Origin of the sequence: Nonomuraea sp. NPDC026600, from assembly GCF_040638335.1 — a bacterium.
Lineage (GTDB): Bacteria > Actinomycetota > Actinomycetes > Streptosporangiales > Streptosporangiaceae > Nonomuraea.
Window position 1 is genome coordinate 17,075 of record NZ_JBEZYD010000029.1, and the last position, 16,488, is coordinate 33,562.

Consider the following 16,488-nt stretch of genomic DNA (forward strand, 5'->3'; position numbering starts at 1 on the left):
GGACGGTAGGAGTGAGATCGGTGCGCGCGGATCACCCTCAGGAGCGCAACCGTCTGCTCCGCCGTGCCTCTGCGGAGTGACGCCCGGCCACCACCAGGCCGCTCTCATAGGCCAGCACCACGGCTTGCGCCCGATCGCGCAGGTGGAGCTTGCCGAGGATCCGTCCCACGTGAGACTTGACGGTCTCCTCCGCAATCGTCAGGCTGCGCGCGATGTCGGCGTTGGACTGGCCGTCGGCGATGAGCCTGAGCACTTCGCGCTCGCGGGGCGTGAGCACGTTCAGCCGCAACGCCTCGCGCTCGTCGATCGACTGTCTGCTCGTGAACTCCTCGATGAGCCGCCGGGTGACCGACGGCGCCAGCAACGCCTCTCCCGCGGCCACCACGCGCACCGCGCTGATCAGATCGGCCGGCGGCGCGTCCTTCAGCAGGAAGCCGCTGGCCCCGGCGCGCAGCGCCGTGTACACGTAGTCGTCGATGTCGAACGTGGTCAGGATCACTACCTTGGTGCCGGGAACGCTCTCGACTACCCGCCGGGTGGCCTCCAGCCCGTCGAGATGCGGCATGCGGACATCCATGAGCGCCACGTCCGGCCGCGTCCTCCTGGCCAGGTCCACCGCCTCCAGACCGTCCGCGGCCTCGCCGACGACCGCGACATCGGCTTGCGCCGACAGCAGCGCCGCGAACCCTCCCCTGACCATCGCCTGATCGTCCGCGATCAGAACGGAGATCATTTCTCCCCCTGCGGCAGTACGGCCCGAACGGCGTAACGCCCGTCGGCCAGCGTTCCCGCGAACAGCTCACCACCCGCCAGGGCCACCCGCTCACGCATGCCCACCAGCCCGTACCCGGACCCGGGCATCGACTCCACCACCCCCGCCTCATTGACCACCTCGACCACGAGGTTCCGGCCGTCCAGGGCGATCGTCACCGCCGTCGCGGCACCGTTGGCATGCTTGATCACGTTGCTCAGCGCCTCCTGCACGATCCGATACACCGTGAGTGACATGGCCGCGCCAACCTCGGGAGTGTGCTCCGGCAGCTCCAGATGGACTGGCGTGCCCGCCCGCCGCGCCGACTCCACCAGCTCGGCGAGCCCGTCCAAGCTCGGTTGCGGTGCTGTCAGCGGGTCGTCCCGATCACCCCGCAGCACGCCGAGGAGCTGCCGCAGCTCAGTCAGCGAGGTGCTCGCGGCGGCGTTGATGTCGCGGAACTCCCGCAGCATCTCCTCCGACGCCCCGCCTTTGATCCGGTACGGGGCCGTCGAAGCCTGCACCGCGATGACCGACATGTGATGAGCCACCAGATCGTGCAGCTCACGGGCGATCCGCGCGCGCTCCTCCAGCAGCCGCCGCTTGCCGTACTCCTCCGCGACCCGCAGAGTGCTCAGCCGCCGCATCCTGTAGCTGTGCCCGATCATCGTCACAGCCAGCAGCACCAGGCTCCAGCTCACCATGGCCTGCACCACGTGCGGCGACTCGGGCCGTACCAAAAGCACTGACAACACCCCGGCCGCCAGTGTGGTCAGGAACGTAACGGCCGTGACCCGCCGCGCGGACACCAGCGCCAGGGTGAACATCACCGGCGCCTGTGTCACCGACTCACTCAGAAGCCAGGGCCGCCAGTCGGCGATGCTGAGCGCCGTCGCCAGGAGAAGCAGCCCCAGCATGAGCCACCACGCGACCATCGGCCGGTGCCACGCCACAACCACCGGCAGCCCGTATAACGCCCCGAACAGCACCCCGGGAACGCCCGCCCCGAGAACGACCGCGAACGCCCATCCATTGAGCAGGGCGGCCATTCCCGCGGCGACGAAGTACAGACCTCGCGGCACCATGGGCTTCCCCGGGTCGGCCGGGGAAGCGGGCACCCGAGCACGATGAGCGCTATGGACGATGCTCAACACCCCACAAACCTACGTGATCACCGAACCCGGCCCAGCGACCTCCCGGCGGCGGTCGACGAGGTCATCCTGCTTCTAGAGGCAGGGAAGGCGCAGTCGCTGCACTCGCCGCCGCTGGGCAGGCGGTAGTAGAGGCAGCAACTGCGCCGGACGAAGAATGGGTGGCCGGGCGTCGGCTCGGCCGGTTCGCCACACCCTGGAGGGATACCCCCACCGACGGTCATCGGGGTGTCGGGGTGTTTCGCAGGAGGAGAAGGGCGGTGTCGTCAGTGCGCTGCTCGTTCGTGATCGGACCGATGAGCGACTCCGCCAGGTCATGCAGGGCCTGGCCGGGCGCGGGGGTGAAACGGGCGGCCAGTTCGGCGATGGACTCGCCGAGGTCGCGGCCGGGTTGTTCGATGAGGCCGTCGGTGTAGAGGGCCATGACCGCGCCGGGTGGCATGTTCACGTCCGTGGTGACGTATTCGGCGTCGGGGTCGATGCCGAGCAGCAGGCCTGGGGAGGTGTCGATGACCTCGGCCGGGGCGCCGAGCAGGCCGAGGACCGGCGGTGGGTGACCCGCGCTGGCCAGGCCGGCGGTGCGCCGACGCGGGTCGAAGCTGACGTACAGGCAGCTGGTGAAGCGGTCGGTGTCCAGCTCGGTGAGCAGCCGGTTGGTGTGCGCGAGCACCTCGCCCGGGTCGGCGCCGGCGGTGGCGTGGGCGCGGATGGCGGTGCGTACCTGGCCCATGAGCGCGGCGGCGGTCATGTCGTGGCCTTGCACGTCGCCGATGACGGCCGCGGCCGTACTGTCGCTGAGGCGGATCAGGTCGTAGAAGTCGCCGCCGATGTCCATGCCCGGGGTGGCGGCCACATACCGGGCGGCCACGTCCAGGCCGGGGATCCGGGGCAACACGTGCGGCAGCAGGCTCGCCTGCAGGCACTGGGCGAACTGGTGCTTGTTGTCGTAGAGCCAGGCACGCTCGAACGCCTGGGTGATCAGTCCACCGAGCGCGGTCAACATGGCCTGCTCGCTGTCGCTGAACTGATGGGGACGGTCGTAGGCGATGACGCATGTGCCGATGGACCGCCCCTGCGCGACCAGTGGCAGCAGCGCCCAGGCGCCCATGTTGTCGATGTGGATGGCGTCGGGGTAGGTCTGGCGGAACTCCTCCCAGTTGGCGTAGAACGCCGCTCTGCCCTCGTCATAGCCGCGCGCCCAGCGGACCGGATGGACCACCGGACGGCCGTTGAACCCCTCCAGGCCCTGCTGGCTGTAGCCGCGTGAGGCGGCCACGCGCATCCGGCCGCTGTCCCAGGTGAGGATGGCCATCGCCTGGGCGTCGCACGCCGGCATGACGTGGTCGGCCACCAGGTCCACCACATCCTGCGCGGTCATCGCCCGTGCCAGGGAGACCGCCAGGTGCAACATGCCGTGTTGCCCGATCACCCGCGGACGCCGGTCGGCATCCTCGACGGGAGCCTCGGACGTGGTGATGGGCGTGATCCGCATGGTGATACCGGGCAGGCTCGGATAGCACTGGAACAACAGCCGCCGCCCGTCGGGGCAGCGGGCGGCGAACTGGGTGGCCCGGTGGCTGACGATCGCGGTCCGGCAGCGGTCTTCATAGATGGGGTCGTCCAGCCAGGGCAGCGCCGTGCCCAGGCGTTGGCCGACCATCTCGGACGCCTTCGCAGCCAGCAACTCCGCGGCCGGCGCCGTGATGAGGGTGATGCGCGCGTGCGTGTCCAGGTGACAGTAGCCCTCGGGCAGGCAGTTGAGACACGCCAGCGCGGTCAGTCCGGCGTACGGCCACGGCCGGTGAGCCTGGATTGGGTCCAAGATCCGGGGCAAGGGCTTGGGGATGATCGGCCGGCCCCGCTCACTCGCCCGGCGAAGCAGGTCGCCCATTCTGGCGCAGGTGTCGTCGATGACGTCGAGCTGACACCGGGTGAGCCCGGACTCGCCTCCCGTAGGCCATCCCAGGACGAACCCGCCCCAGATGGCACCACCGGAGCAGACCGGAGAGGCGGCCATCGCGAAGTGGTACGGCAGCGACAGTGCCGCCGCCGGGAACTCGCGGGCCAGGTCCACCCGATCGCTGAGCCAGGTCAGCCGCCGCTCACGCACCGAGACCGCAACGGGCACGCGATCATTCGTCCTGATCCTGGACCAGGTTCGGGCGATAGCGGCAGGAAGCCCTATCGTCGTCTCCATCTGCAGGAGCTGACGGCTTGCGTCCAGGACATACACGATGCCGAAATGGGCCCCGGCGCTGAACACGGCTTCAATCAGCAGATCGTCCAGGCGAGACGACTCCACCACCGCGCCCTGAATCGAGTCGCTACCCTGCGGTCCTGCCACAGCGCCCCCGGTTGCCGTACCAGAAGTCTGACAAGCGTTCGATCCAGTTCATGCGGCCCAAAGTACGTGCATAGGTCCATTGAGGGCCTAAAGCATACGTTTTGTTTTGGTTGGTGTTGAGAAATGTGTTTGTGAGAAGTTCCGGGGCAAGAGGCTGCCGCCCAGTCTCGGCCTCGTGGGTGAGCCTCGAATCGTGGAGCTGGTTCAACAATCATCTGCCGGACCGCGCACGGTCTTCCAGGTCACTGTCCGGACGTGACCGGGGTAGCATCTGGAAGCCGTTGCCGCCCGGTTGAAGCAGCGGATGGGGGATGCCCGTGTACGAGGCGGCTGTCCTGTCTGTCGCGCTGGACGACGTTCAAGCCGAACGCGACGAGCTCGCCGCCGAGAACAAGCGGCTGCGCGGCGTTCCGGAGCCGGGGGCCTAACCGTCGTATCGCGGCGGGAACTGCGGCTGTTGCATCAGTTGAGTGTCCATTCGCCCTTTTGATCAGCGAAACCGCTGTTCAGCGCGAACTGGAATTTGACCAGCTTCGCCGACTCCGGCACCTCGAACACGATCATGCCCTTGCGAGAATCATCCGCGTTGATCGTCGCGCTGCCGCCGAACGCCTGGCCTTCCCGCACCTCATAGATGGTCGACCGGTACTGCTGGCCCTCGCCGTCGATCAGCATGGCCCCGTTTCCCGGAGCGTCGCTGTACACAGCCTGGCCAACGTTGGCGAGCGTTACCTGAACGGCGACGAACTTGTTGCCGCTCTTCGGCTTCAGGAAGTCCTGTGCCGGCGAGGCGGGGTTCACCAGCTGGTTCACCGTCACGGTCATTTTCAGCCCGGGATCCGTTCCCTGCAGAGTGATCGAGCCGCCGACCGCCGCCGTCGACGGCTCCTTCTTCGCCGCCTCCGCCGTCGCCTCTTCCGTCGGCTGCTTCGACGCTGGCTCGCGGGACGGCAAGACCATGTTCGGCGAGTCGGCCTCAGTGACTACAACATCCCGGCCGGTGTCCCCAAGTACCACGACCAAAGCGGCGCAGCCTCCCAACAGCATCAGGGGAAGGCCAACGGCCAACAGCACGATCAGGCCCACGTTTCGGCGCGGTGGAGGCGGCGGGCTGGTGGGCGGCTGGTAACCGTACCCGTACTGCGGTGGAGGCCCGCCATAGCCATAGGGCTGTTGCGGCCCTGACTGGCCGTACGGATCCTGAGGCTGCTGCGGATAGCCCATTGGCGCGACTCCAGGGAGAGATGGGGACCTGTGAGACGCCCAAGCATCCTCTGGGTTGACCCCTCACGCCTGTCCGGATCTGGACACCCGTAGCAAGGGAGAACCTCTTTGACCGGGAACCTCACGCTCGACGTGTTCGTGGCCGCAGGGATCGTCGCCGCTGGGCTTGGCCTGCTCGCCGTACTCGGTCGCGGCGGTCGCTGGTTGTGGCAGTTCTTCCAGCGCCTGGACAACTTCTCGACAACCTGCGAGGCACGCCTGCCCAGCCCGGGGTGGCGGCGCGCCCCGGCCTCATGGAGCGACTTAAAGCTGGAAGACGGGCTGATCACGGTGGCGCATGAGGTGGCCACCAACGACGGCAGCTCCCTCAAGGACAGCGCGAGCTAGTTCGCGACTACCTAGGCTGGTCATCGTGTTCGTTCAGGTCTCTCCGGATCCCCGTACGGCCCGCTCCCACTGTTCGCGGCGGGTTTTGTCGGGGATGAGGGCGCAGTCGCCGCACTTGCCGCCGCTGGGTAGGCGGTAGTAGAGGCAACAGCTGCGCCGGACGAAGAACGGGTGGCCGGGCGTCGGCTCGGCCAGCTCACCAGTGCCGCGCAGCAATCCGATCTCCAGGAGGTCGCGGCCGAGGCCCACAGCTGCGGCGGCCAGGCCGGGGCTCTGCTGGGCCAAGGTATGGACGGTGCCCGCCAGGGCGGAGACGGCGTTGCCCCACAACAGGCCGGGCGCCAGTTTGACGATGCCGGTGATCGTCGCGGCCAGCGGTTCAAGCTGCTCGCTGACGACCTTGCGATGGAGCAGCGCGGCGACCTTGTCCGGAGCGCGTACATGCCAGCCCGTCAGGCGGTCGGCGCGCAGCGGCAGCGGACCACTGGGAATGGGGCGCCAGCGGAGATTCTCAGGCAGGACGTCGAGCAGCAGGCTGTTCCCGACGACCATACCGAGGGGCGGGGACCACAGGTGGGCGGCCAGACCCTGGAACAGGATGGAGGCGGCGATTCTACGCTCACGGGTGCCGAGCTGGTCCGCCACCTCGTCGATCTTCGCTGCCAGGACGTGAGAGCCGGTGAGCAGGTCCGGAAGCTGGTGCCAGTCGGAGTCATCCGAGCCCGGAAGGAGGAGCTCGAAGTAGCCGCCGATGGCGGTGATGTCGGCGACAGCAGCCGCGAGCGTGCGCTCGTCCGCGGGCTGCAGGCCGGACGGCTCCACCATCTTGGCGGCGGCTGACCCGGCGAACACGGCCACCTCTGGCAGGGGGCGCGGCATGGCGGTCACCGTCCTCTCTTGGGGAGATCCGCCCCAATGTCTTCGAGGAGGCGACCGCGTGAGTCTCCTGGCTCTCGGGTCGACGCTCACCCCGGCCTTCCCACCCGTGGGCAGTGGCCTTTCGCCGGGGATCACTCACCGATCACAGTGGCGGGACCGCGCCGGAATCACACCGGCTTCCTCGTTCCGCGCTCGCCAACGCTGACCATGCTCGCACACCACCCATCAACGACAAAGCGCGCGCCATCCATCAGACCCGATGCGCTTCCCCAGCTTTGACGGGAGCGCCGGCGTGCACACCGTGGAGCACCTGGGCAAGGACCTCCACCCCTCGTACCACGCGCGGCCCGGGCCTGTTGAAGTACGCCGGACCGTCCAGCACCCACACCTGGCCCGCGCGGACCGCCGGTAGGTCGGCCCAGCCCGGGTGCCGAGTCAGCAGGCGCCACTCCGCTCGCGTTCGCTCGGGAGGAAAGCCGCAGGGCATCAGCAGGATCACCTCGGGTTGGGAGGCCCGCACCCTCTCCCAGTCGATGGCGGTGGTGTGTTCGCCCGCTTCGGCCAGCAGCGGCTCACCGCCCGCTGCCCGGATCTGCTCGGGGACCCAGTGGCCGGCGGGCCAGAGCGGATCCAGCCACTCGATCGCCGCCACCCGTGGCCTCGGCCGGTCCGCGACCGTGGACCGCACTGCCGCGAGCTTGTCTTCCAGCTCGGCGACCCGCTGGGACGCCGCGTGCGCCACTCCAAGCGCCTTGCCGAGGTGTTCGATGGAGCGCAGCACCTCAGGAAGCGTGCGCGGTTCGAGACTGATCACCCGTGGGCCGGAGTCGAGCAGCCGCACCGCCCGCGACACCCCCGTGTAGGAGACCGCGCACACCTCACACAGGTCCTGCGTCAGCACCACATCGGGGGCCAGGTCCGCCAGGCGTTCGACGTCGAGCGTGTACAGCGACGAACCCTGGTGGGCGGCACCGCCCACCGCATCGGAGATCTCCCTGCTGCTCATCCGATCCGCGGCGAACTCGGCCGCCGTGACCACCGGCACCGCCTCCACCACCGCGGGCGGCCAGTCGCACTCATGCGTCCGTCCGACCAGGTCACCACCCAGCCCGAGCACCGCCACGATGTCGGTGGCGGCGGGCAACAACGACACGATGCGCATATCGCGACCCTAGCCGCGCTCCACGCTCGCCTCGCCTGACTCCTGCTCGACGCGCCTGGCTCGGATCCAGGGAACGCTCCGCCCCAGAGTCGAAGTCAGCCGGGCGAGCATCCAGCCCTCCCGACGGCGGTCGGCCAGCGATGTCCGCCTCGCCGTCGTGGTAGTCCTGGCGATCGTCAATGCCCGGCCAGTTGGGTGGCGAGTAGCCGGGTGTAGGCGCCCGGGTGGCCGAGGAGTTCGGCGTGGGTGCCGGTTTCGGCGATGTGGCCGTCGTCGAGGACGACGATGTGGTCGGCGGTGCGGATGGTGGACAGACGGTGGGCGATGACCAGGGTGGTGCGGTCGCGCCGTGCTGCGGACATGGCGGCGGCGACCTCCTGCTCGCTTTCTGCGTCGAGGTTGGAAACGGCCTCGTCCATGATGAGGATGGGGGCGTCCTTGAGCAGGGTGCGGGCGATGGCGATGCGCTGGCGCTGGCCGCCGGACAGGCGGGCGCCGAGTTCGCCGGGCAGGGTGTCGTAGCTGTCGGGCAGGCCGGTGATGAACTCGTGGGCGTGGGCGGCGCGGGCGGCGGCCTCGACCTCCTCGTGGGTGGCGTCGGGGCGGCCGAGGCGGATGTTGTCGCGTAGCGGGATGTTGAACAGGTAGACGTCCTGGGGGATGAGGGTGATCATCCGGCGTAGGTCTTCTTGGGGGAAGTCGCGGATGTCGTGGCCGCCGATGGTGATCGTGCCTGCGGTGACGTCCCACAGGCGCATCAGGAGGTTGGCGCAGGTGGATTTGCCGGCGCCGGAGTGGCCGACCAGGGCGATGGACTGGCCTGGGGCGATGTCGAAGGTGGCGCCGGTGATCGCTTCGGGGAGGTCGGGGCCGTAGCGGAAGCGGACGTCGTCGAAGCGTACGCGCGGCTCGATGGGGCCCGGGGGTGGCGCCTGCACGCGGTCTGTGACGGGCGCTGGGGTGTTGAGGATGGTCATGATGCGGTCGCCGGCGGCGATGACGAGGTTGAGGTCGCGGGCGACGTCGGTGACGGCGGTGACTGGGGCGAAGGTGGTCGCGGCAAGGACCACGGCGACCGGGAAGTACGCCGGTTCGCGATCGGCCAGGAGCGGAACATTGTCTTGGCGGGTGAGTATCCCGCGCTCTTCCAGGGCTTGCAGCAGGTCGGTCAGGTCCTCGTCCATCGGAACGGAGCCGGTCAGGGCTTCGGGAAGGCGCCGCATCAGCGTGTCGGGAGCCAGGATGCGGGTCACGCGTCCGTCGGGCTCGTGGCAGCGCCAGGTGCCGTTGGCGCCAGGGTAGAGCTGGTATCCGGGGGCGATGCGGAGCGGGCTGGTCATCCGGCAGGCCTCCGGAGGTGCGAGGTCGGGGATTGCGGTGCGGGAGACCGGGGGCGGTCTCCCGCGGTCGATCACTTGTCGTCGTCCTCGTTCCAGGCGAACTCGGTGTCGACTGCCGGCGTGTGTGCCCTCACGCAGACCGTGAGGTCCTCGATCTCTTCGAATGCGACATGTGCCATGGCCATCCTCCTCATGGATAGCTTGCACGTATCTCGCAATTGCGAGTTATTCGCAATAAGAACCGTAAGTGGCGACGCCAGGGTCGTCAATGGGTTGCGCCGTAGAGGACGGGGTTACTCGACTGCGATCACGGGATGATCTGCTCGCATCCGGTACGCGTCTCCAGGTCGAGCGCGCACTTGTCCTGGCCGGGGAAGTTGGGCCCGCCGTCGCCGTCGTCGTTGAGGCCCGCCCCGCCGCGGAGCGTGTCGTCGTTGTCGCCGCCGCGTAGGACGTCGCCGTTGCCGGGGCCGCCGTCCAGGTAGTCGTTGCCGTTGCCGCCGTCGATGAGGTCGGTGCCCTCCTCGCCGTACAGGCTGTCGTTGGCCATCCGGCCTTCGAGGAGGTCGCCGCCGCTTCCGCCGTACACGGTGTCGTTGTTGTCGAACGGGAAGCCGACCGCGCCCGTCGAGCCGTAGAAGGCGTCCTGTCCGTCGCCGAGCCTGATCAGGTCGTTGCCGTCGGAGCCGTACACGGTGTCGTTGCCGGGTCCGGCCTGGATCTGGTCGAATCCGCTGCCGTCTATGTCGCTTTGCGGAATGTAGCGGTCGTCGCCGTCGCCGAGGCAGACGATGTCGTCGCCGCCTGTGTCGGTCAGCTGGTCGTTTCCTCCCTGCAGGGCGATCACGTCGTTGCCGGGCGTGTCGCTGAGGACGTCGGCACCGGCCGTGCCGACGATGGTCGCGGTGTAGCCCTGGCAGCTCACGGCCACGGCTTGTGACGTCGCCGCCTGCGCCGGGAGGGCCGCCATCATGGGGATGGCGAGCAGGACCGCCGCGGTGGCGATGTTTCGGAGTTGCATCACACTTTCCTTCCTTGCGGATCTTGGATTGTGTGAGGCGGCTGCCGATCCTTCGCTCGACGGGCTACCCGCGGATGTCTCGTGTCCGGATCCGGCCAGCCGGTGAGTCACTCTAGGTCGTCACCCGGACTCGCGGAGCATGATGAGCCTGGTCCGGTCCTGACTTTTGTGGAGCGCGGCCACCCGCCAGCCCCGATGCCGGTACAGCCCCAGGGCCGCGACCGCTCCGGGATGAGTGGCAAGCCACCACGACGCGGTGGGGGCAGCGGTCAGGACCGCGTCGTGCAACCTGACTCCCAGCCCGCAGCCGCGCGCCGGAGGCAGGACCGCCAGTTCCTTGAGGGTGAAGTCGCCACGCGGCAGGCGAGAGGCCGTCAGCGCGAGCCGGGAGCAGCGCAGGCCATAGGCGAACCCGTGCAACTGATCGCTGAGGAAGGCCGCCGCCAGGGTGAACCCAGGAGTGAGCGCGTCGGCGGCCAGCCGGTCGGCGACCGCACGGGCCGTCTCGCGGGGCTCACCCCAGGGCGGACGGGTGAAGACCTCGCCTGCCGCGTCGGCCACAGCGGACAGGAAGCGGTCCACTTCGGTCGCCGCGATGGGGCGGATGGTGAAAGGAACGGCGCCCATCCGGCTTTCGCGGACCAAGCTGAGGCCGGCGGGCGCCGTGATCATGGGGTTAGGCGCCGCGGGCGGCGTCGTAGCGGGCGATGACGTCGTTCCAGTTGATCAGGCCCCACAGCTTTTCGACGTAGTCCGGGCGGACGTTGCGATACTGCAGGTAGTAGGCGTGCTCCCAGGCGTCGAAGACCAGCAGCGGGGTGGTGTTCATGCCGATGTTGCCGTGGTGGTCGTAAACCTGCTCGACGACCAGGCGGCGGCCGAGTGGCTCCCAGGCCAGCACGCCCCAGCCGGAGCCCTGAACGGTGGCGGTGGCGGTGGTGAGCTGCTTGGCGAAGGCGTCGAAGGAGCCGAAATGCTCAGTGATCGCATCGCCCAACTCGCCGTCGGGGCGGTCGCCACCGTCCGGGGACAGGTTCTGCCAGAAGATCGTGTGCAGCACGTGGCCGGACAGGTGGAACGCGAACGTCTTCTCCAGCCCGACCAAGCCGCCGAACTCGCCCTTGTCCCGCGCGTCCGCCAGCCTCTCCAGCGTGTCGTTGGCGCCCTTGACGTAAGCGGCGTGGTGCTTGGCGTGGTGCAGCTCCAGGATCTCTCCGGTGATCGCGGGCTCCAGGGCCGCGTAGTCATAGGGCATGTCCGGAAGGGTGTAGTCACCCATAGGTGTCTCTCCTCGATGGTCCTAACTGCATATATCTCGCAATAACAATAGCTACGCAACTAGCTGGCATCGTGGACGGCATGCCGACAACGCCGACAGCGGCCCCGTAGCAGTTGCCCGGTGGGCTCCATCTTGAAGCCGCTGTCCGCCATGACCTGGGCCACCGCTGGGTCCAGCCGGTCGGCGGGCACCTCGATGAGCAGGCCGCAGTGCTCGCAGATGAGGTGATGGTGCGGGGTCGTGGCGAGGCCGTACAAGGTCTGGCCGCCATGTTCGATGCTGTGCAGTACTCCGTACCCGGTCATCACCGTCACGTTCCGGTAGACGGTGGAGAGGTTGACCATCGGGTATGCGGAGGTCACCAGCCGATGCAGGTCCAGCACGCTGAGAGGCGTCGCAGCCTCCCCCAGAAGGTTCAGGATCGTCAGCCGGGGGACGGTCCGGCGCAGGCCGAGGCCGACCAGGGCCTCATCGATGTCGCCGCTCATGCCGGCCGAACGCGTACGGCGAAGACGACGGTTGCGGCGGCCAGAACGATCCCGGCGATCCATAAAGGGGCGCGCAGCCCGGCCACGGCTGCGAGCGCCCCGCCGGCCAGAGCGCCCAGCGGGGCGGCCGTCATCGACAGCGTGCGACTGGCGGAGTTGACCCGGCCGAGCAACTCGGCCGGAACCTCGCGCTGGCGCAACGTCACCGACAGCACATTCCACACCGCGAACCCGGCCCCCGTGCCGCCCCAGGCCAGCGCACCCGTCACCGGGTTCGGACAGGCGGCCAGTGCGAGATCGACAACCGCGCAGACAGCCAGCGCCGCGACCTGGAGCCACCGGCGGTCGAACCGGCGAACCAGCGCGGGCGTGACCATCGCGCCGACCACCCCGCCGACCGCGCCAGCCGCCAGCATCACGCCGTACCCGCCATCCGACAGTCGCATCGGCCCGACAGCCAGCAGCACCAGCGTCGACTCCCAGGCCAGCGTCACGAAGTTCAGCGCGCAGCCGGTCAACACCACTGTGCGCACCAGGTGCGGACGCAGCAGCCACCGCATACCGTCCGCCGCCTCGCGCGCCACCGCCCGCCTGACCGGCGCGATCGGCCTGGCCGTACGGATGCCAACAAGTAGCGCCGCCGCCAGCGCGAGCGTCACCGCGTTGAGCCCGAACGGCAAGGTCATCGCGGCGGCGAACAGCACCCCGCCCACCGCCGGGCCGGCCAGGTCCTGGCCCACCCGCTCTATCTCAAGGTAGGCCGGGTGAGCCGAGGCGGCGCGTAGCCCGAAGGTGCCGACGCTGTTCGGCACCCCAGCTTGGTGCAAGTGGGCGGCGAATGCCCGGGGTTCGGGCAACATGATCTGCCAGACGGCGCTGTAGCCGTTGGGTCCGTCGCCGTCGGCCGGGACGATACGGTGCAGGCTGGGCGTTTCGCCGACGAGGTCTGCCAGGAGCGCGGCATGGGCGCGGCGGTCGGCGAGCGCAGCGCCGCATGCGGGCAGGTTGTGGCGGGCGAGCGTGGCCGACAGCTCGGGCAGCCGGTAGTTGCGACCCAGGACTGCGGCTGATCTACCACCCAGCGAAACAGAAAGCCCTGGTCACATCTACGCGTGACCAGGACCTCAAAGGCGACCGGTTGGTGTCCGAGGCCGGTTCGTGCGGGCTCAGGCAGCGGGTCAGGCGTCTCCCAGGCGCACTCGGCCGCCGTACGCGGCCAGCAGGGCGTCGTTGTGCGCGTCGCCTCCAGGGGTGTTGGCGGACCTGTAGACGGGCGGCGCCTGCCCGGCGGCCAGGAACCGGCCCACCACGTCGGCGACCAGGAGCTGGGCGATCAGGACACCGGTCAAGTTCGACACGGGGCAGACGGCGCCGCCACCGGGCAACGGAAGGGTCGCGTCCGCGTACGGTGCGCCGTTGTCGATGACCACGTCGGCCAGCCCGGCCAGTCGCTCCCGCCCACCGGGGTAGCTCCCGGCACTGGTGTTGGCACCGGCACCGGCACCGGTGTTGGAACGGGCACCTGCGTCGGCACCTGCGCCGGCCCGGGTGGCGGCACTGGCGTCGGTGTCGCCACCGCCACCGCCACCGCCACCGCCACCGCCACCGGCATCGGCCCGCTCGCGCGTGGCGGCCTCGGCCGTGTGCGCCCTCGAGGTGATCGCGATCACCGGGTGCCCGCGGTCGCCCGCCAAACGGGCCATCTCGACGATTGCCGCGTTGCCGCCGGAGTTAGAGATGATCACGAAGACGTCGTTGGGTCCGATTTCGGCCAGCTCCCAGATGCGCAGGGCCAGCCCCGGTTCCCGTTCGATCTTCGGGTCGAGGATGTCCTGCGGCGAGGCGTCGCCGTAGTAGGCGAGGTCGCGGATGCCCAGCTGGTTCGCGGGCACCAGCCCACCGGCCCGTCCGACCAGCTCCAGCGCGACCGCCCTGGAGTGTCCCGTGCCGAACGTCTGCACCACCCCACTGGCCCGCAACCCGTCGTAGACCAGGCGCCCGGCCCGCCCGATCGCCTCCCGCTCCGCGTCGAGCACCCGCTCGACGGCCGCCCTGGCGACGTCCGCGTACCCGCTCTGGCCGATCACAGGTCCTCCAGCAGTTGTCGCGCGGCCCCAGCCAGTGCCTCGGCGCTGCCCGGAGCCACCTGGCTCACCAGCACTTCGTACTCGGTTCGCCCGTACGCCTCGGCGGTCGGCAGGTAGCCGGGGTACCCGTTGACGTATCCCAGCACCATGACCGGCCCCCCTGGGGTGATGCTCTCCGCCACGGCGAGGAACGGCTCGCCGGGCAGCCCCACCACGGACAACTCCCCGAGGCGGGCGGCGTGCACGTGCACACCGATTGGGCCTTCCCGCCCGCTGCGGTCCGGACGCGCCCGGACCCCCTCCAGCCTGCTGCGGGCAAGCCGGGCAGCGACCGGATCGCCGCTCGCCTCGGCCGCGCGTAGATCAGCGGCCAACGCGGCCAGATCCACGGCCCGATCCCCGGCTGACCCCTCGATCGGATCCACGGCCCGATCCCCGATCGGATCTCTGACTCGGTCCCCGGCCTGGTCCCCGACCGACTCCACGGCCCGATCCACTGGCACGGAGCCGGGCCCTTCGTCGAGCCTTGCCGGGGCGAGCTCCAGCCGTTGCGCTGCCCACGCGATCCCGGAGCCCGCCGACCAGGCGCGGGCTGGGGGTTCCCGCAGTAGCTCCAGGCAGCGGTCGGCGACTATCGCGGCGAGGCGGTTCAGCTCGGCCGCGTCCTGGCCGCGGCGGGTGTGGCGGGTGCTGATGTCGCCCGCCGCGCCGGTGGCGACCAGTGCCCACACGTCCGGACCGAGCCTCGCGTGCAGCGCCCGCCGTACGGCACCGACCAGGTCGGCGCTGACCAGACGGCTGGCGGCGGGCAGCACCGTGGGGTGAACGGGCAGCACCACCAGCACACCGGCGAGCTGCTCGTTCTCGCTCGCCTCGTCACAGCCGACGAGCCGCTCGTCCTCATCCGCAGTGTGGCGGACGGCGATCACGGTGAGGGGGACCACTGCCGGGGCGGACGGTCGGCTGCGGTCCGCGCCTACGCCGTGCAGCTCGCCGTGGTGTGCCTCCCCGTCGCACCGGTGCTCGTCCTCGATCGCCCGCTGTACGGCTGTGCCCACCGCTTCGGTCAGCCGGTCGAGCCATGGGGCGGGCGTCGGCCCTCCGCCAGGTACGCAGCCGGTCTCCGGTCCCGAGTGGGTGTGGCTGGCCGCCAGCCACAGCTCGCAGCCGAGCGAGCGGGCGTCCGATCTGACCCGGTGGGCCAGGTCTTCGTTCACGCAGATGATGTCGGCGGTCGCCAGCGCGAAGCGGCGTTCGCCGTCGAACCAGGTGATCGCGTCCACCGACAGCGGGTCCAGCAGGCCCGCCGACGGGCCGGGGCGGTCGAGGTAGCCGCCCATCGGGGTGTTGTCGGGAACGGGGAGGTTCGCCCTGCCATGGCCCACTCTCATCGCCGCACCGTCCTGATCATCGTTCCGTGGAGTCCCGGTTCTTCGGTGGCGGCCAGCAGGGCGGCGCCCGCGAGGCTGTCGCCGGCCGGTGGCCGGAGGCGGGCCCGGGGGAGGAGGTCGGCCAGTTCCGCCTCGAACCCGGCCCGCAGCGCCGGGTCGCGTAACAGCCGGCCGGTCCACGCCACGGGCACCTCCGCATCGCCGGGGAAGGCGCGGGCGGCCGCCGCCGCCGTGGCCGCCAGCTCGCGGGCCGCCTCGCCGACGATGGCGCGGGCCGTGTCATCGCGGGCCGTGTCGCTGCGGGTCGGGTGGTCGCGAGCCAGGGCGCCGCAGGTCGTGCCGTCGCAAGCCAGGTCGTCACGCGCCAGTTCGAGTACGTGCACGGCGAAGCCCGCCACCTGCGCCACGCCGTCCGGTGACAGGTAGAGCCTGGCGGGCAACCCGGCCAGGTCGCCGAAGACGTCGCGAGCTCGCCGGGTGAGCGGGCCGCCCGGGGCGCGGCCGTCGAATCCTCGGGCGGCCGCCTCCAGGCCGCGCCGCCCGATCCAGTAGCCGCCGCCCGCGTCGCCGTACAGGAACCCCCACCCGTCCACCTGCCGGACGACGGCCGGTCGGGAACCGGGACCGCCGTCAGTGCTCACGCCCAGGGCGATCGCGCCCGTGCCCGCCGCCAGCACGACGCCCGGCCCGCCCGAGAACGCGCCCGCGTGCGAGGTGACGACGTCCGTGGTGACCATCACCCGCCGGGCCGTCCTGAGCAGCCGGGTGGCCAGCCCTTCCGGGTCGTCGAGGATGGTGGTCAGGCCGAGGCAGACGGTGTCGAGGTCGCCCCAGCCGTCGCCGATCCGGGACAGCACCGCCTCCACCGGTGAGCCCTCGGCATAGGACAGGCCGGGCCTCTCGTACACCTCCTGGATACGGCCGCCGGTCGCGAGGGCGAGGCGCAGGCCCGTCTGGCCGCCGTCGATCGCCAGATCCATGCGC

At 70.0% G+C, this 16,488-nt stretch carries 18 protein-coding genes and 1 riboswitch; of the genes, 2 read left to right on the forward strand and 16 right to left on the reverse strand.

Annotated elements, in window-relative coordinates; genetic code table 11:
- Positions 1 to 37: 37 nt before the first annotated feature.
- The 5 genes from AB0F17_RS45385 to AB0F17_RS45405 form a co-directional block, all read right to left on the reverse strand.
- The gene (locus AB0F17_RS45385; protein WP_358036497.1) at positions 38 to 733 is read right to left on the reverse strand and encodes a response regulator transcription factor; all 696 of its coding nucleotides are present in this window, start codon (positions 731 to 733) and stop codon (positions 38 to 40) included.
- Positions 730 to 1,869: a histidine kinase gene (locus tag AB0F17_RS45390; protein ID WP_358036499.1), complete on the reverse strand. Its 1,140-nt coding sequence runs from the start codon at positions 1,867 to 1,869 to the stop codon at positions 730 to 732. The genes AB0F17_RS45385 and AB0F17_RS45390 overlap by 4 nt, the downstream gene beginning before the upstream one ends.
- Positions 1,870 to 1,922: 53 nt before the next feature.
- Complete coding sequence (locus AB0F17_RS45395) at positions 1,923 to 2,126, reverse strand: (2Fe-2S)-binding protein (RefSeq protein WP_358036501.1); 204 nt, start codon at positions 2,124 to 2,126, stop codon at positions 1,923 to 1,925.
- A complete protein-coding gene (locus AB0F17_RS45400) occupies positions 2,123 to 4,030 on the reverse strand; it encodes a GAF domain-containing SpoIIE family protein phosphatase (RefSeq protein ID WP_358036503.1) in 1,908 nt (635 codons plus the stop codon). The genes AB0F17_RS45395 and AB0F17_RS45400 overlap by 4 nt, the downstream gene beginning before the upstream one ends.
- Positions 4,031 to 4,708: 678 nt before the next feature.
- The gene (locus AB0F17_RS45405; RefSeq protein WP_358036505.1) at positions 4,709 to 5,470 is read right to left on the reverse strand and encodes a DUF4352 domain-containing protein; all 762 of its coding nucleotides are present in this window, start codon (positions 5,468 to 5,470) and stop codon (positions 4,709 to 4,711) included.
- A 108-nt stretch (positions 5,471 to 5,578) separates the two neighbouring features.
- Here AB0F17_RS45405 and AB0F17_RS45410 point away from each other — a divergent pair, with 108 nt between their 5' ends.
- Positions 5,579 to 5,857: a hypothetical protein gene (locus AB0F17_RS45410; protein ID WP_358036507.1), complete on the forward strand. Its 279-nt coding sequence runs from the start codon at positions 5,579 to 5,581 to the stop codon at positions 5,855 to 5,857.
- Positions 5,858 to 5,890: 33 nt separating this feature from the next.
- Here the strand turns inward: AB0F17_RS45410 and AB0F17_RS45415 are convergent, their stop codons facing one another.
- The 8 genes from AB0F17_RS45415 to AB0F17_RS45450 form a co-directional block, all read right to left on the reverse strand.
- On the reverse strand, positions 5,891 to 6,736 hold the full coding sequence (locus tag AB0F17_RS45415; RefSeq protein ID WP_358036509.1) for a (2Fe-2S)-binding protein: 846 nt from the start codon (positions 6,734 to 6,736) through the stop codon (positions 5,891 to 5,893).
- A 39-nt stretch (positions 6,737 to 6,775) separates the two neighbouring features.
- A riboswitch (cobalamin riboswitch) is annotated at positions 6,776 to 6,972 on the reverse strand.
- Positions 6,973 to 6,986: 14 nt separating this feature from the next.
- Positions 6,987 to 7,898, reverse strand: a complete 912-nt coding sequence (locus AB0F17_RS45420; RefSeq protein ID WP_358036511.1) for a cobalamin-binding protein — start codon at positions 7,896 to 7,898, stop codon at positions 6,987 to 6,989.
- 176 nt (positions 7,899 to 8,074) lie between these two features.
- The gene (locus AB0F17_RS45425) at positions 8,075 to 9,238 is read right to left on the reverse strand and encodes an ATP-binding cassette domain-containing protein (RefSeq protein ID WP_358036513.1); all 1,164 of its coding nucleotides are present in this window, start codon (positions 9,236 to 9,238) and stop codon (positions 8,075 to 8,077) included.
- Positions 9,239 to 9,545: 307 nt separating this feature from the next.
- The gene (locus AB0F17_RS45430; RefSeq protein WP_358036515.1) at positions 9,546 to 10,259 is read right to left on the reverse strand and encodes a calcium-binding protein; all 714 of its coding nucleotides are present in this window, start codon (positions 10,257 to 10,259) and stop codon (positions 9,546 to 9,548) included.
- A 120-nt stretch (positions 10,260 to 10,379) separates the two neighbouring features.
- A complete protein-coding gene (locus AB0F17_RS45435; RefSeq protein ID WP_358036517.1) occupies positions 10,380 to 10,931 on the reverse strand; it encodes a GNAT family N-acetyltransferase in 552 nt (183 codons plus the stop codon).
- Between the two features lie 4 nt (positions 10,932 to 10,935).
- Positions 10,936 to 11,538 carry a superoxide dismutase gene (locus AB0F17_RS45440; RefSeq protein ID WP_358036519.1) on the reverse strand — a complete coding sequence of 201 codons (603 nt, stop codon included), beginning with the start codon at positions 11,536 to 11,538 and terminating at the stop codon, positions 10,936 to 10,938.
- A gap of 59 nt (positions 11,539 to 11,597) precedes the next feature.
- On the reverse strand, positions 11,598 to 12,026 hold the full coding sequence (locus tag AB0F17_RS45445; protein WP_358036523.1) for a Fur family transcriptional regulator: 429 nt from the start codon (positions 12,024 to 12,026) through the stop codon (positions 11,598 to 11,600).
- The gene (locus AB0F17_RS45450; RefSeq protein WP_358036525.1) at positions 12,023 to 12,838 is read right to left on the reverse strand and encodes an MFS transporter; all 816 of its coding nucleotides are present in this window, start codon (positions 12,836 to 12,838) and stop codon (positions 12,023 to 12,025) included. Before AB0F17_RS45450 ends, AB0F17_RS45445 begins: the two co-directional genes overlap by 4 nt.
- Before the next feature lie 105 nt (positions 12,839 to 12,943).
- Between AB0F17_RS45450 and AB0F17_RS45455 the strand changes: the two genes are divergently transcribed.
- Entirely contained in the window at positions 12,944 to 13,096 is a 153-nt protein-coding gene (locus tag AB0F17_RS45455; RefSeq protein WP_358036527.1) for a hypothetical protein, read from the forward strand.
- Positions 13,097 to 13,204: 108 nt separating this feature from the next.
- Here AB0F17_RS45455 and AB0F17_RS45460 read toward each other — a convergent pair whose 3' ends face one another.
- From AB0F17_RS45460 to AB0F17_RS45470, 3 genes are read right to left on the reverse strand one after another with little or no spacing between them, the layout of a single operon-like run.
- Complete coding sequence (locus AB0F17_RS45460; RefSeq protein WP_358036529.1) at positions 13,205 to 14,113, reverse strand: SIS domain-containing protein; 909 nt, start codon at positions 14,111 to 14,113, stop codon at positions 13,205 to 13,207.
- Positions 14,110 to 15,504 carry a hypothetical protein gene (locus AB0F17_RS45465; RefSeq protein ID WP_358036531.1) on the reverse strand — a complete coding sequence of 465 codons (1,395 nt, stop codon included), beginning with the start codon at positions 15,502 to 15,504 and terminating at the stop codon, positions 14,110 to 14,112. Before AB0F17_RS45465 ends, AB0F17_RS45460 begins: the two co-directional genes overlap by 4 nt.
- The gene (locus AB0F17_RS45470; protein ID WP_358036533.1) at positions 15,501 to 16,484 is read right to left on the reverse strand and encodes a BadF/BadG/BcrA/BcrD ATPase family protein; all 984 of its coding nucleotides are present in this window, start codon (positions 16,482 to 16,484) and stop codon (positions 15,501 to 15,503) included. Before AB0F17_RS45470 ends, AB0F17_RS45465 begins: the two co-directional genes overlap by 4 nt.
- Positions 16,485 to 16,488 lie beyond the last annotated feature (4 nt).